The organism is Leptospira fainei serovar Hurstbridge str. BUT 6 (assembly GCF_000306235.2).
GTDB lineage: Bacteria > Spirochaetota > Leptospiria > Leptospirales > Leptospiraceae > Leptospira_B > Leptospira_B fainei.
The window spans coordinates 69976-84858 of record NZ_AKWZ02000004.1 but is presented as its reverse complement, the minus strand read 5'-3'; the positions used below and the strand labels follow the sequence as shown (position 1 = coordinate 84858).

Genomic DNA, 14883 nt, shown 5'->3' with positions numbered 1-14883 from the left:
TGGGTTAATGATTCGTATTTTTAGTATAATTATTTCACTAATCTATTTAATATTGGGCGAATGGTACGCAGACAAAACGTTATTTCCGTCTGTCGCAAAACTTGATTCAGCCTCTTAACTTCGTAATTAAATACTTTTACGAAAACGTTTTTATCAAGAGGCGGACGATTCATACTACCTGAATAAAATTCAATGAGATGTCGAAATGGGGACGCCTATTTCGACCGGAAAGGATCATTATTAATCGACGATGAATCCGACGGGCAGGGCATGCACGGTCAAATAATCCGGTAACGAGATTTTGACTGAAAACTTGATTCCTATGAGAAGCCTTTCAATTTCGTCCTGAGAAATAAATTCCTTTCTGACAATCGATCCTTCGAAGTGGAATTTTCTTCTTTCATCCGGGCTTATTACATATCCGGAAATATTAGCGCCAGGGAATATTCTCTTTTCATCCGGCATTTGTCCGACGATGCCTACTCCTAATTCGGAGATATCGAATATAAATCCATTAACCGCGATTTCGTCGATTTTAGCACGAACTTTAAATTTGCATATTTCCTCAGAAAAATATCTATCTGCTTTCCTACGCTCCATTATATCCCATCTCCACCGAAGAGTCCCGAAACAGCTCTATTCGATCTGCGTAATGATATCTTTCCATGATCAGCGAATAGATATACAGATCTAATTTCGTATTTGTTAGTAGACTTTAAAAAAGTGGAAAAAACGATAAATTTAGAATCGTTGTGGATTGAATCCCGGGAAATAAATTGGTTCTGTTGATTTATTATTGCGGAACTTTGATGATTAAGTCATATGAATTTTAAGTTTGTAAAAGTTTCATAAAAATAGCCACTTTAGACTCGGACGAAAAGCTAGATTCGATATCTATCCTCGAATTTTACTAGGATGACGCCGGTAATGGTTTCGAAGAAATAAACGTCTCCGATTTGCATCAAATATCTATGAAGTTCGGCTCGGCGGTTTCTTAGGAGATTTCAGTTTTTCTCGAAGGTCGCAAAAGGCCGGTCGATGGACCCGTTAAAAAACCCGATTATGGGCATTCGTTCCCGAACTTGCAATATTTTGCAAAACTACTTTAGAAGAGAGAAACGATGATCGAGTGCTCAAAACCAAAGGCGAACTTTATTCAATTTTCAGTCGATTGCGATTTTGATCAACTATCGAAATATTCAAACTTTTATGTCAAATCACGCTCAAAGTAAGGATATTCCGATAGAATTCTCTCGAATTCGAATTTTTAAGACAAAGACATCGAAATAGATTCGAATAAAATTTACTTCGTCTCTAATGCGTTTACAAAATAGCGATAATTGCTCCCATTGCTGCCATTACTATAAATGAACAAGCGCATTCGAATAACCATAGTTTAACCGTTCTTCCCATCCAGATAACTTCGATTGACGTTGAAGTAACTAGAAAGCCGAGCCATAACCAAAGAGCGCAAATAACGCCTCTCCAAACTCCAGCGCCACCCAGGAAAGGAGAAGAAGATGCAAACAAATATATTACTGCCAATACATATGCAGTAATAAAATTGGAGAGTAAGTTCCACAATAGTTGAGGTACCATATCGGAAAATTTTTCATTTCCGGTCGGATGAACATCCGCTAATTTCATCCAAAGTTTTCCGAAAAGAGGTCCGTGAAATAGAAATCCCAGGACAAACGCTGTAAGGGCCGCTAAACTAACAGCCGTTAAATTGATCGGTAACATATTATCTCCATTATTGATGGCGGCTTTCGCAATTTTTCTTTGAAAACCGAGAATCGAAGTATATTTACATACTAATTGGTATGTTGTAAACAAAAATTTTCATCGATAGCTTTTTTGTTGCGCTTGAATTATACTGCTTTGTTGTTGAATGAATAAGTGTTCGGTCATGAAAAAAAACAGGATCCCATTAAAGAAATCCCGCAATCTTGAAGTTACGAGAAAGCAAATTCTCGAGGTCGCTTTTATGAATTTCTTTAAACGTGGTTTTCAAGGTACCAGTGTGGATGACCTTGTAGAGCAGACTTCCTTGACTAAAGGAGCTTTTTACCATCAATTTCCCACCAAGCTTATGCTCGGTTATGCCGTCGTTGACGAGGTTTTAAAATCGTTGATAGTCGATCGTTGGATTAAGCCGCTCGAGGCATATGAAAATCCGATTGTTGGCATTTTGGAACTCATGCAGAATCATATCGGCAATGCGAAACCTGAGATTCTTAAGTACGGTTGTCCATTGAATAACCTCGTGCAAGAAATGTCGCCTGTGGATAAGGGTTTCAAGATTCGTCTTCAGGCAGCTCTTAAGCTATGGATCAATGAGCTCGAAAAATCCTTAGAACGAGCTAAGGCGGCCGGTTATATTAAGAAAGAGATTAATACCAGCGAGGCGGCGCATTTTATCGTGATGGCTCACGAAGGTTTTTACGGGCTTATCAAAGGAGTGGGGGATCCGAATCTTTTCGGCATTCTATTCAAAGCGATGAATCGATATTTCGATTCGATCTCTTAAGTATATTTAGATTTCGCTTAATTGCTTAGTTTAAGTGAATAGGGATATTATAATGTTTATTAATCGTTTTCGGAAGTGCACATTAACGCGGGCATTTCCGGAGTTCTTCTAAATCTGCTCGCTCCATTCAAAAAATCTCCGAAATACCGGTATCGTTCAAGCGGAGTAATTAAGGTTCTGTTATCATTTTCCCGATTCGGATCGAGGTAACGATTTACGCACCGGTAGATAAAACGAAACGTACTTTTGATTAAGAATTACGTTACCTATCTCCGGATGCCATTCGGAATCGAAAAAGAATGAGCGCAAAGCAATAAGGTACCTGCCGTATCTCCTCTAATCGAGTCCATCAATGTTATGAATACTGAAATACAGGGTAAGTATGAAGCAAACTAAATGTAAAACGATTCTCGTTCTTATGTTTCTCTCTTCGGCGGGAAATCTAAGCGCAAAATCTTATATCTTCGGGAGTCTTGGAACCCAGTTTGACCTCGGTCAACTAGGAAAGACGATAACTCAAGATGGTCAAAATGCCTCCAGCTATTACGACGTGCAGTCTTCGGACGGTCAAAATGGCGTCGCGACCCGGCGTGCACTCATTCCCGAAGACAGGTTGGTAACCCTTCAGCATACTACGAACGGTCTTATTAGCGTGAAAACAAAAGGGCCTATGACAGGCGGTGTCATCTCTTTCGGATATGAGAAAGATTTCGGAAAAGTATTCTTTTGGCGAATATCCGGAAATTATACGAGAAAGATTATGGGCGGTTATTCGGAAGCCAAATTTGCCGGATATCAATATTACGATATAACGTACGATTACAATGCTGTCCAGATACCCGTGGATATCGGTATTAAGCTTTCCATAAGCGAAGATGCCGCAATTTATATCGGCGCAGGGATTCATTATTTCAAAGGCGGTTGGAGTCTCGCCGGGAGCAATCGTATGGAAGATGTTCATCAATATTTGGTAACAAACCTCGGCCCAACAAACACAATTACGAACCTCGTCGCCGATGGAACAAGTCCTCAATCGAATTGGGAAAATACGAGATTCAATGCGGCCGGTTTTGCTCCGAATTGGTTGATCGGCGCTCAAGCTCGATTATCGGAGAAAGGTTATTTCTTTATGGAAGCCGAAACTTTTTACTCCTTTCAGTATGGAGTTGGGCACACCCGTTCGTTAGGCGGCATTATCAGTTTAGCTCCTTCTCCGGGATTTCCGGTAATATTAGGAGGGACTCAGTATCGATTCGGATATAAATTCGAAATATAGCTCAAACAATTAAAGCCATTATTGGAAAAGGTTCCGTTTTTATAACCTCTTTTCGGAGCCTTCTTTTTTTAATTAATATTTTTATAAAATTCTCCCGGATCGTTCTTTTTGTCCATATTAACGCAGACGAAAATCGTTATAAGTTGTATCCCTTGTGAAGGTATGCCATAAGATGCAGAAGGACGGATGCCTCCGACTCCGGTTACTTTAAATTGATAACTATATTCTTAGAGAAACGATATTCGTTCGAAAAGCTAGGGTCGATTAAAAAGTTCTATAAATCCTCTGCTGCAATGAAAAGAGGAATGCCTTTCTGAAAGGCGAAGCTAATATTACAATTGATTATCATTTGTAGAAAGACTACGTCAGCTATAAAAGCGTTCATTGAAAACGATTGTTGTGTTAAAATCGACGCGAAGTGCCTTCCTTACGGATTTCGAATTTCTTCCGATCTCTTCAAATCGAACCAAGCCTAGCAATGTAAAGTATCGATTTCGAATGAAGAGAGACGGATTCGCGATTTATAAATTGTCATTCACGATGATTTGGATCTTTCCTTCGGTCATATGTTGACTATAGTAAGTATACGCTTCCGCCGCTTGAGTCAAATTAAATTGACGTTGAATCTTAGGTTTGAAAATGCCGTTAACATTATTGATAACTTCCCTTGATAATCGGAATCTTGAGAGAAGAGATAGCGAATCGATAATATATTCGATTTCGAAGAATGTCGCTTTCCATCCGCTGAATAATTTTTGCGGTTGGAATAGCATCGGTCCGGTATTAAAATAACCGTACATGCACAGTGTGGATCCTTGAGGCAGTGCACGCATCAGAGTTAACGGCATCTCGCCTCCTATGCAGTCAAAGCCGTAAGTGCAATTTACTTTTTTGCACAATTCGGTCAGCTTTAATTCGAAATCCGGTTCTGCCTGGTTTAGTACGTAGGAAGCCCCTTCTTCTTTGCAAATCTCGGCTTGCTCTTCCCTTCGGACAATTGCAATACTCTTCAGCCCGTAGCTGTGCGCTACACGCATCGTCATACGCGCGACAGCTCCGGCAGCGGCAGTAATGAAAAAATATTTTGACCCTGACGCTTTCGCCCATCTCGCCATTCCGATACCGGTTATCGGATTTGCAACGGATGAAGCCGCTTCTTTAAACTGTACGTCTTTGGGGAGAACGATTAACTTTAATGGGTCTGCCAACACGTATTCCGCAAAGATACCGTTCTTACTGTAAAGTGCGACTCGCTTACCCATTCTTAGTCTTCCTACTATACCTCCACCATTGGCAACGACGATGCCGGCTCCTTCAAAGCCAACACCCCGCGGATAGGGATAATTTAAAGTGGAACTATAGACTCCTTGAATATGATAAAGATCGTTCGGATTCATTGAACCTCGATCGACTTTTACAAGAACCTGACCCGGACCGGGTTTTGGGACGTCGATTTCAGTAAGCTGTAAGTATTTCCGAATTTCGTTCGGATCTGAAAGCGCATTCTCCGGTAAGGGCCCGAGTTGTCGAAGGGCTTTCATTTTGCTCGGTACATTGTTCATCATTAATTAATTCTCCAAGAAGTTATTTTCTCCGCACCAATATTAATAAGTTGCCGTCGAGATCCTTGAGTATCACCGATTGACTTGCATTTCGGCGTATAAAAGTTCCACCTTCTCTAATTATCTTGTTTGTTGCAGTATCCAGATTTTGAACCTGGAAACCGGTTGCAACTCGTCCCATTTCGGTCATCGTAACCGGTTTTTTTGAGGACGCTTTATTATAAGTGAAAACTTCAAAAGTTGGACCTCCATCGCTATAGCCGGGCAATACAACGTGTCGGCCTCGAATAGCGGCTCCGTTTATGCCCGTTAGATTTTCAATGAATTCGCCTTTATAATCTCTTTCGAATCCGGTAGTGGAAGTTTCTAATACCTTAATGTAAAAATTAACTGTCTTAATCCAATCAGTCGAATTGATATTTACGTGAAGAAATCGTATCCTGTCTATCTCGGGCGGTGATAATTCAAAATAGGTTCGCACCAGCGAATTCAATGAGCGATATATAGTGCGAGGAGTTAGCGGTGTGGGAAACGGGATGTGAACTTCGAAAACATTCCCGTCCGGATCAGTTGCATATACTGCCGGAACTTTCTCCATATCTTTGAACGAGCTGAGTATTTTGCCGCCGTTCTTTGCGATTTGTTTGATCAATCCGGGGATATCATCACTCTCGAAGCAAATATGAGCGTAACCTAAATCGTTCGGTAAAGGTGATTTAACATTCGATTTACCACCTTTTAGAATAGTTAATAATGGACCGTGCCCTTGATATCCTGGCGTTCTAAGAGATACGACGGATTTACCGGAGCCATCCAAACTCCAGTCCGACGCATCTTCCGATTTTTGAGTTCGAAAGACGCTTTGATAAAATTTCGAAAGTCGTTCAGGATTTGGGCTATTTAAAATTACGGTTGCGTACGAAAAATCGATACCTTCTATTTTACGATAATCACTTTGAGATGCAGTGATAACCCACCAAAGTAAGATGGCAGTTATTAAAATACAGATTGCAGAAAATAGTTTTCTCATTTCGCTCCGATTTCCGAGTTCTCTTCATTCATCATCGATCTCTCAATTTACGCTGTCCGACTAATCCACGTATTTGCTCGCCAGATCGGATCAGGGGGATGATCACCATGCGAGATTGAATGAAATAGGTTCGAGTCTTGCTTTATGATACACGAATAGCAGGTGGTCCGCTTGAATGATTCCGGTGCGGATAAAAAATTATCGGGTAGGCGATCGTAGAATCGTTCAAACTAAACTAATTCGGTCGTTTTGGGACGAGTCGTTGAAGAGAGATCGATAGCTCTAAATAAAACGATAGCTTAGATCGTTGTATTCGGTTACGATATCACATACACTTTTGTGACGGCGGATTTCTCGTAAGGAGAGATATTAACTCAAATCGTTACGGCGCTATTTGAATACGGGGACAAACATGCCCGCTCTACTTGAAAAAATTCCGACGTTTTTTCCTTGATAAAGGTTCTTCCCTTTGAAGAATCAATTTCCTTACAATTTCCGGAATCGATTTCTGCGACCGACGATTTGTTCCAAGTTCGGCCCCTTCCGTTAGAACCGAGTCCGATATTACTATGCCTAAAACGTTCAAAGAAGATTCGGAATCTTAGATGGATTTTTCTCGAAAAGACATTCTATATCTATGGAACAGCCGAGTGATATTCGCAACGAATGCGATGCAAACGGATTTTCACGAACACTATGCGGCTACCTTGGCGGTTTCATTAACCGAAAATATATGTATTGAGACCGAAAATGGAAAAGAAGAATACCGGGCGGCCTTGGTCGCACCGAATACCTATCATCGTACCGTTTCCCCCGGAGTGGAAATGGTATCGTTGCTGATCGATCCGGAAACGTATGAATACGGAGCCATCGCCGAATTCATAGAGACGGGAAAGGTTAAACGATTAGAAATTTCCGCTTTTCTTCCTCTGATGGAAAGATTATGGGAATTATATTATGGAAATTTAAATGATACGGAAGTTTGGGAGCTTCATCTTGATTTGTTGCAATGTGTCTATCCTTTTCGAAAATTGGAAAAGAACATAGACGAAAGAGTTCAAAAGATCGCGCATAAAATTCGAACTGAATTGCCTGACAGCATCCGGATGAAAGAGATCGGCAAGGACTTTTCAATTTCCGAAGATCGATTGATTCGTCTCTTTAAGGAAAATTTGGGAATTCCTCTCAGAAGATACTTGTTATGGGTCCGAGTCATGAGCACCGTAAAACTTTTAAAGGAAGGAAAAAACCTAACCGAAGCCGCTCACTCTGCGGGCTTTTCGGACTCGGCGCATTTTACCCGTACGTTTAAGGAAAATTTCGGATTCGTACCCTCTTTTTTTTTCGGTCACTTAAAATCGATCGAAGTCCGGTTCTGCGAATCGGAATGATTCGGTTCCTAAAAATTTCCTATAATACCGGAATCGTTCAAGCCAGGCGGTTCGGGTTCTGTTACTCTTTCTCTTATTCGAGAACATAGAGAAGCACAAAATGCCAGTAGAGACAGAAAAAGGATTTCTATCCAGACTTTCTTCCAGATTTTCCAGATATCATTCCGAGTCGGTGAAAACTCCGAGCGAAGAAGAGAAAGCGGGTTTTCGAAAAGCCCAGAGACTAGCTTACCGATGCGTTACCGAAATCGAAAAGGAAATGCGGGAAGGATGGACGGAGATCCAGACGGCAAAACGCATGGATACTTTCTTACGGGACCACGGAGTGAAGGTGTTCCTGCATCGGCCCTTTGCCTGGTTTGGGGAACATGCTAGATTCGACGGCTATAAGAGATTTACTCAGTTTCATCCAGGTAAGAAAAGACTAGCGCCGAACGAATCTTTTATCCTGGACGTTTCTCCCGTCGTTGAAGGTTATATCGGAGATATCGGTTACTCTTCTTCTCTACGGGAGAATCCGGAATTGAATTCCGGAATGGAATATCTTCTAAAACTCCGGAAAGCGATTCCCGAATACTTTGCCTCTTCTATGAGCGCCTCGGAGATTTGGTGGAAAATAGATCGGGACGCAAAGCAGAACGGTTTTGACAATATTCACTCCTTGTATCCGTTCGCTGTGCTGGGCCATCGCGTATATAAAGTACGTATTCCTAATATTTCCTTTCCCTTATTGCCGATCAGTTTCGCCAGTTGGTTCAGTCTCCAAGGATCTTATGAATTTCTAACTCATAAGGTCTTGCCGGAACTTCTTACGCCCGATCATGAAGGCGATAAAACAGGGTTATGGGCGATCGAGCCCCATCTCGGCAAAGGGAAGACCGGATTTAAGTTCGAAGAGATCCTAGTGGTGGAAAAAGATCGAGTTTACTGGTTGGACGATAATGTTCCCCACGTAAATAAAGCTAGGAAATTACAAGAATCGATATGAAACTAAATCAGAATTTTATTATATTTATCTCTATTTCGTACATAATCGGTTGTAACCCTGAAAAAATCAAAATCGGTGAAGCGTATCGCTTGGGAGAAGTTCCTTCGGGTATCTTAGAAGTCGAAGCAAAACAGGATTCGTTTTTAAACGGTTTGAAAGTGGCAATGACGGATCTCCCCGGCCACGACGATTTGATCTTTGACGCCGAAAAAAAACAGGGATTTGCATCCGGTATGGACGGCTGGATCTGGAAATTGGATTTGGTTACGGGGAAGGCTTCTCAATGGTTGCGTCCTCCCGTAAATCCCGCAGGTCTACAGTATTCCGATAGCAAAAAGGAGAAGATTCTAGTCTGTGCTTCCAGATTGGGAGGAGAATCTTACGATGAAAAAAATCGAGTCGGTTTATACGAAGTTGAGATCTCTACTAAGAAATTGAAACCTTTAGTATTGGATCTACCGAAAACGGAAAAAGAAGAATTCGAAAAAGTTTATACATTATCCGAAAGACGGGCGATTTTGCTAAAAGATCTAACTCCGGCCAATTCCAGATCGTTTTCTCTTTGTAACGACCTCGCCGTGTCGCCGGATGGAAATCGCATCTATATCACCGAACCTTTCGAAAGAGAGGAAGCCTCAATGGGGAGCGGAGCGGTACCGGAAGCGATCGGTTTGTATCCTCACGGTAAACTTTGGATATACGACCGAAAAAAGGAATCCATCTCGTTGGTGCTGAACGGATTCACTTTCGTGGACGGAATCCTTTTGGAGGAAAATCCGGCTGGAATGGAGGAGTCCGTTATTTTTACCGAGACTTCCAAATTTAGAATTCTACGCGCATTTATCTCGGGAAAGAAGGGCGGAACGTCGGAAGTTCTCTTCGAAAATTTACCGGGTTTGGCGGATGGGCTTGAACGGGACGACAAAGGGCGGATTTGGGCGGGAATCATTAAGCGAAGATCCGGGCTTATCAATTTTGTACATGGAAATCCCTGGATGAAGTCCGCTCTCCTTTCTCTTCCGCAATGGATTCTGCCGATTTCCAAAAAAACAGGGTTTCTTGTTCTAGATTCGAGAGCGAAACGAGCTCTCTATTATTCTTTGCATGACGGTTCCAAGATTCGGGATATCTCCGTCGCGGTTCCTTTCGGAGAAAGAGTTTATTTTCCTTCTTTCGATCTACAGTCCAGAGGATTGTATTCACTTTCCATCTCGGAGTTGCAATTAGCCGAATGAAACTCGGTTTGAAAATTTTTTTTATTCATCGATAGATATTAGATATTGCATTAAATTTCTTCGATATTCCGAACCCCTCGCGCGTCGGGAATGCGCTAAAAATCATACTTGGGCGGGCGGGGGGGTACTAAGAAAACACGGTTAATTACGAATATTTGAACGTAATTTGCGGGAAAAGGTATTAACGTATGTTAATCATAATCCTAAGAACGCGCGGGAAGAATATTGAAACCATTTAAACCATCTTTCAAATAAGAGAATTAAATGGAGAAAAATATGGAATTAATCGTTTTGTTAGCTCGAATTCTTTTCGGGGCAATTTTTATCGTCGCGGGTCCGGGACATTTCTCTTCCGAAAGGATAGCGCATGCAGCGCAATTAGGAGTCCCGCTCGCTTCGATTGCGGTTCCGCTTTCCGGAATGATTGCTTTTTTCGGGGGTCTCAGCATTGTTCTGGGATTTAAAGCTGCTTGGGGTGCATGGTTAATCGTGTTATTCCTCGTACCTGTAACGGTTATGATGCACCAGTTTTGGGGCATTACCGATCCTATTGCAGTTCGCGTCCAGCAGGCTATGTTTATGAAAAATCTTTCCATGCTTGGCGGAGCTTTACTGATCGCTCATTTCGGGTCGGGACCTTTTAGTTTGAAGGAATAATTTTCGATTTATTTAATAAAGTCGAGATTCGGAGGGTTTGAATATTGGAAGGGTGAGAACAATCTTTTTCTAATATTCAAGGTCTTAATTCTTATCATTCGGGAATATTCTCGCAATCGGAAATAAGTATTAATGGATCGATACTTAACGGACGGATTTAATGGAAGTGACCGTCTTTAAGGGTTGTCCCGGAGTTTTTGTATTTTCTGCCCGAGCCGATTCGATGCAGATCGATTTTTCACAAAGTTCACTTTTTTGACTTGATTTAAACACGCATCCCGGTTCAATTCTCGTGGATTAAGGTCCATCTTCGATTCCAATTTGTCGTAGGGACTTAAGATAAGTAAGAGGCTTCACGAATGTGGAGTCTTTCTTTTATTGTAGGTTAGAATAAAATGAGCCGTACGCTGAATGTAGTTTTTTCTCCCGCAGATTCTCAGGGAAACACCGTCATATATGTCCCGAATCAATCCGGAGATCCAGTATCCTCCGAGCAAACGTTCGAGATTCAACTCTCGAATGCGGGCGGGCAGTCTGTCTTGTTAAAAAAGGGAGATCCGGTTTCAGATCAGGCGGTCCCTGCCAATTCGTTTTTACTAGGTATTTTCTTTCCCGAAACTTTTACCGCCTCCGATTTGGATGCGATTGCAGTTAGCCCGCAGGAGAACTGGAAGGCAAAATGTTTTTCGGACGATGGAATTTACTTAATGCTTTCCCCCGTCTCGGACATAAACGTTCCCGCGAATGGAAGTCTTACGCTAAAACTTTCCGGGTTCAAAACTTCTTCTCCGCGTCAGATTCCTCAAGCTTTGAATCTTAACTTATATAATTTGGATGCTTCGATTATCGGCGACGGAATTTATTCTACCCAAGCTAAAATACTCCAAGTACCGAAGCTGGGGAATAAGGATTTGATCTTAATTGCGAACGCGGAAAATTCCTCGGTGATCTATTTGACTCCCTCCGATGCACCCGCAAATAACACGAACTCCGTCAATTTCTATTTGACTAATCGTGATCCGAACGCAGCGCAAATACCTGCGACGGCGAACGTTTCCTATATTAGGATTTCCTTTGATACCGGACAGGATTTGGGCGATTTGACCAGCGCTGCCGATGCCGCACTTGCGAATATTTCGCTTTTACGGGAATACCAAAATTTATTCTCCCTTTCCGTGGAAAGAATTCGAAACATTCCGACTTGGAAATTTACCGCTAGTGCGAACGTTTTTCTAAACGGAGGAAGCAATGATCGTTTAGAATTCCAATTGGAAAATTTAGTCAGTCATATCGAGCCAGGGATCGCTAACGTTTATTTGGAATTTTTCAATGTTCCGGGATTTAACGACGGTTATGCGACTTTTTCTCTGCAAAAGGAACTCCCAGCCGCGGTTATTAGCGCATTTTTTATTTCTCCGTCCCAGCTTGCTTACGGGGACTCTATAACACTTCAATGGCAGACACAAGGAGCCGAGTATTGCACGTTGAATACCAATATCGGCAGCCTTTTGGATCAGAACGGCCAAACGATTCAGGCTTACCAAACTTTTCCCGCAATGGAATCGGGTTTGAAAATCACTCCAGTTTTACCTCAGTTACAAAATTCTAATTCACCTATTTTGTTCTCGGTCGGGATCGCAGCGTTTACGCAAGACGGCCGTAGCAATAATAAGCAGGAAGGAATTTTAATCGAACCGGTGAGCTGTTCATTGACATCTTCCACAGTCGGTCCTATTAAAGTAGGAGACTCGGTTCAGTTGAACTGGAATTCAAGATTCGCACATTCTCTTTCAATTGATCAAGGGATCGGAACGGTGAAAACGAACGGTTCAACCAATGTTTCTCCGGTGCATGACACTACGTATACGCTTACTGCTCAGGGATTATACGGTCCGGTTACTTCTGCCGTGACCGTTACGGTGCAATCAGTAAAGATCAATCTTTTTCAGGCGAATGTCTCCAGCGCCAAAATCGGCGATCAAATCACCTTCCAATGGGATACGGATTTCGCGACTATACTCGATATTAACGGGACTCAATTGCCTTCCGGCAAAGGAAGCATTCAGCTTTCCTTAACTCATTCTACCGATGTTTTCACTTTAACCTGTAACGGAGGGAATGGTCCAGTTTCTCGATCCATTTCCATAACGGCAACGGATGGGGTGCAGATTACTAGCGTGGGCGGGTCGTGGCAGATGAATAAATTTTATTTCGAAGAAGCTCAAGCGGTTTTCAATTGGGCGACGCTTCGCGCGGTTTCCTGTCAAGTCACTGTCAATGGAGGAGTAGTTTCCACCGCGATTTCAGGGAGCGCCTCCGTGGGCGCCGGAACAGGCGATAACCCGCAAAGCGTAACGTTTATTCTGACGGCGCAAGGGCCGGGAGGTCCTGTTTCCCAGGCTTACACTGTGGTCCCGAACGTTTGAATTAATGCGGGTTACATAGCTCCCGTAACCTCGACATCGAAAGACTGCGTTAAAGAGGTCCCGTCTTTTCCTTGGCAAACTAAAGTAAAGGTTTGGAAGTTATTTAGGGAAAAATCCGTGGATCCGGTGGCGGCGACCTTGGCTCCATTCAGAGTTACCGAGGTTGCGAATGCCGTGTCCCAATTAATCGTCACCGGTTCCCCGACTCCGACAACGTATGCGTTCGGCTTAAAAGAATTGATTACCAAGACGTCTACGGTTACGACTACGGAGGAAGATACCGTTCGCAGCCCGGTGGCAGTCAGGGTATATCGAGTCGTATTTTTAGGAGAGACCGTAATCTCTCCCGAGTCTTTGACATTACCAATTCCTTGATCGATCGTTACTGTTCGAGCATTCTGAGATGTCCAGTTAAGAGTGATAGGAGTTCCGGGCGGAACCGGATTCAGGTTGGAAGCGGAGAGGTTGCAAGTAGGCGGAAGAATTTGTATCCCTAATTCTTTACTGTTACTTCTTCCGTCTAAACTAAACGCGTGAAGCGAAATGGAAAAGACAATCCCCCCTGAAGCCGGAATAACCGCAGGCGGAACCGGAATGATTTTTACTCCCGATTCGAATGCGGAAAATGATTGAAAAGCCGGGATTGTCTGATTATTTTCATCGAGCAAACTTCCCGTAGACGCTTCCAAAGTGCAATAAGAAGCTCCTTCCGTTTCCCATTGTAATATAATTTCCGTACCGCCGATAATCGCATAGGACGATGCGAAAAAGCCGGTAATAATCGCCTGAGGATATTCCTTCGTCAAAGTAAAATCGGAATAACCGTCGTTGTATCCTGGAATATTATAATATTCTATATAACATTTTGCGATTCCAGGGGGAAGGTGGGTGATCAATTTTTGTATGTCGAATTCGATTCGATCGTTGCTGCCGCCGTTTAGAAAAACGTCGGTGGCCGAAGTAAACTTCCAAGTGGGAATTTGACCGATTCTTTCGAAACTCAGCGTAAAATTATTTTCATACGCTCGCTGGATGCTTACGGCAATCCCATCCAAATCGGCGGCTTCCGCGATATCCCCCATCCCGTTTCCGGTATCGAAGGAGATTCTGATATAAGTTTGGTTCGCTTTTGCCGGAATTGCAGTTAGGGATCGACCCGAATTCAGGATATAAAAATCGATCGTATTTTCGTTATTTGCAGTATTATCGCCAGAAGTGATAAAGACCACATTTCCATCAATTGTTCTCGACTCGATGCTAAGATCCTTATTTCCCTTTTTCGGAACCTGTTGGATGAATATGTTGAAGTCGTATTCTCCTGTACCGACCGCGGAAGCATCCGCATTCAAGACGTTAACGGTCAGTTTTTGTGGAATTTGCCTAGGGGCCGCAAGGAAACCGGCGAGAGTGAGCGAGATGACTCCACCGGCGGGAAGCGCTAAATCGCTTCCCGGACAAATTACCAGATAATTTCCGTCGTCAGTAAACGTCTTTAACTTCCAGTTTGCCGGAGAATTTAATCGGATGGAAGATAGAACGTCGGCTCCGATGCTCTCCGGTAGATAGATTACGAATAACGAGGCTGCTCCAGTAGTTTGTCCGTCGGGCACGGGTTCTCCGCCTTTCAGAGAAATCGGAGCACTTCCGTTATTAGCGATCGTTAAAGTAAAGTAATTCTCCGCCGCAACCGAATCGCCATCCGCATTCGGAACATATAATATTCCGTTTTGATTCGCATCGACCGGGGATAGGGAAAGCGTTAACGGGTAAGTTGTAGTGAGAGTCATA

General features: G+C 42.7%; 12 protein-coding genes. 7 read left to right on the top strand and 5 right to left on the bottom strand.

The window, feature by feature from the left end; translation table 11 throughout:
- Positions 1-240 precede the first annotated feature (240 nt).
- A complete protein-coding gene (locus tag LEP1GSC058_RS06595) occupies positions 241-600 on the bottom strand; it encodes a PilZ domain-containing protein (RefSeq protein WP_016548808.1) in 360 nt (119 codons plus the stop codon).
- Positions 601-1323: 723 nt separating this feature from the next.
- Positions 1324-1836, bottom strand: coding sequence for a DUF1761 domain-containing protein (locus LEP1GSC058_RS06590; RefSeq protein WP_016548846.1), 513 nt, complete (start codon positions 1834-1836; stop codon positions 1324-1326).
- Between the two features lie 73 nt (positions 1837-1909).
- On the opposite strand from LEP1GSC058_RS06590, the gene LEP1GSC058_RS06585 reads away from it, so the two are divergent.
- Both LEP1GSC058_RS06585 and LEP1GSC058_RS06580 read left to right on the top strand, forming a co-directional pair.
- Positions 1910-2530: a TetR/AcrR family transcriptional regulator gene (locus tag LEP1GSC058_RS06585; RefSeq protein WP_016548868.1), complete on the top strand. Its 621-nt coding sequence runs from the start codon at positions 1910-1912 to the stop codon at positions 2528-2530.
- 382 nt (positions 2531-2912) lie between these two features.
- A complete protein-coding gene (locus LEP1GSC058_RS06580; protein ID WP_039948125.1) occupies positions 2913-3806 on the top strand; it encodes a porin OmpL1 in 894 nt (297 codons plus the stop codon).
- A 521-nt stretch (positions 3807-4327) separates the two neighbouring features.
- Here the strand turns inward: LEP1GSC058_RS06580 and LEP1GSC058_RS06575 are convergent.
- Complete coding sequence (locus tag LEP1GSC058_RS06575) at positions 4328-5371, bottom strand: alcohol dehydrogenase catalytic domain-containing protein (RefSeq protein WP_016548897.1); 1044 nt, start codon at positions 5369-5371, stop codon at positions 4328-4330.
- A gap of 19 nt (positions 5372-5390) precedes the next feature.
- The gene (locus tag LEP1GSC058_RS06570) at positions 5391-6398 is read right to left on the bottom strand and encodes a VOC family protein (RefSeq protein WP_016548797.1); all 1008 of its coding nucleotides are present in this window, start codon (positions 6396-6398) and stop codon (positions 5391-5393) included.
- Positions 6399-7003: 605 nt separating this feature from the next.
- On the opposite strand from LEP1GSC058_RS06570, the gene LEP1GSC058_RS06565 reads away from it, so the two are divergent.
- From LEP1GSC058_RS06565 to LEP1GSC058_RS06545, 5 genes are all read left to right on the top strand, one after another.
- Complete coding sequence (locus LEP1GSC058_RS06565; RefSeq protein ID WP_016548789.1) at positions 7004-7789, top strand: helix-turn-helix transcriptional regulator; 786 nt, start codon at positions 7004-7006, stop codon at positions 7787-7789.
- Positions 7790-7889: 100 nt separating this feature from the next.
- On the top strand, positions 7890-8777 hold the full coding sequence (locus LEP1GSC058_RS06560; RefSeq protein WP_016548821.1) for a M24 family metallopeptidase: 888 nt from the start codon (positions 7890-7892) through the stop codon (positions 8775-8777).
- Positions 8774-10012 carry an SMP-30/gluconolactonase/LRE family protein gene (locus LEP1GSC058_RS06555; protein WP_016548890.1) on the top strand — a complete coding sequence of 413 codons (1239 nt, stop codon included), beginning with the start codon at positions 8774-8776 and terminating at the stop codon, positions 10010-10012. Before LEP1GSC058_RS06560 ends, LEP1GSC058_RS06555 begins: the two co-directional genes overlap by 4 nt.
- Before the next feature lie 276 nt (positions 10013-10288).
- On the top strand, positions 10289-10669 hold the full coding sequence (locus LEP1GSC058_RS06550) for a DoxX family protein (protein WP_016548836.1): 381 nt from the start codon (positions 10289-10291) through the stop codon (positions 10667-10669).
- A 395-nt stretch (positions 10670-11064) separates the two neighbouring features.
- The gene (locus LEP1GSC058_RS06545) at positions 11065-13095 is read left to right on the top strand and encodes a hypothetical protein (protein WP_016548854.1); all 2031 of its coding nucleotides are present in this window, start codon (positions 11065-11067) and stop codon (positions 13093-13095) included.
- A gap of 11 nt (positions 13096-13106) precedes the next feature.
- On the opposite strand, the gene LEP1GSC058_RS06540 is transcribed toward LEP1GSC058_RS06545, so the two are convergent.
- On the bottom strand, positions 13107-14882 hold the full coding sequence (locus LEP1GSC058_RS06540) for a hypothetical protein (RefSeq protein WP_016548784.1): 1776 nt from the start codon (positions 14880-14882) through the stop codon (positions 13107-13109).
- Position 14883: the final 1 nt, after the last annotated feature.

Bases quoted from the DNA above. Each gene is read 5' to 3' on its own strand.
- LEP1GSC058_RS06585 (WP_016548868.1), top strand. From the start codon at position 1,910: ATGAAAAAAAACAGGATCCCATTAAAGAAATCCCGCAATCTTGAAGTT.
- LEP1GSC058_RS06550 (WP_016548836.1), top strand. From the start codon at position 10,289: ATGGAATTAATCGTTTTGTTAGCTCGAATTCTTTTCGGGGCAATTTTT.
- LEP1GSC058_RS06595 (WP_016548808.1), bottom strand. From the start codon at position 600: ATGGAGCGTAGGAAAGCAGATAGATATTTTTCTGAGGAAATATGCAAA.
- LEP1GSC058_RS06575 (WP_016548897.1), bottom strand. From the start codon at position 5,371: ATGATGAACAATGTACCGAGCAAAATGAAAGCCCTTCGACAACTCGGG.
- LEP1GSC058_RS06555 (WP_016548890.1), top strand. From the start codon at position 8,774: ATGAAACTAAATCAGAATTTTATTATATTTATCTCTATTTCGTACATA.
- LEP1GSC058_RS06560 (WP_016548821.1), top strand. From the start codon at position 7,890: ATGCCAGTAGAGACAGAAAAAGGATTTCTATCCAGACTTTCTTCCAGA.
- LEP1GSC058_RS06570 (WP_016548797.1), bottom strand. From the start codon at position 6,398: ATGAGAAAACTATTTTCTGCAATCTGTATTTTAATAACTGCCATCTTA.
- LEP1GSC058_RS06565 (WP_016548789.1), top strand. From the start codon at position 7,004: ATGGATTTTTCTCGAAAAGACATTCTATATCTATGGAACAGCCGAGTG.
- LEP1GSC058_RS06540 (WP_016548784.1), bottom strand. From the start codon at position 14,882: ATGACTCTCACTACAACTTACCCGTTAACGCTTTCCCTATCCCCGGTC.
- LEP1GSC058_RS06545 (WP_016548854.1), top strand. From the start codon at position 11,065: ATGAGCCGTACGCTGAATGTAGTTTTTTCTCCCGCAGATTCTCAGGGA.
- LEP1GSC058_RS06580 (WP_039948125.1), top strand. From the start codon at position 2,913: ATGAAGCAAACTAAATGTAAAACGATTCTCGTTCTTATGTTTCTCTCT.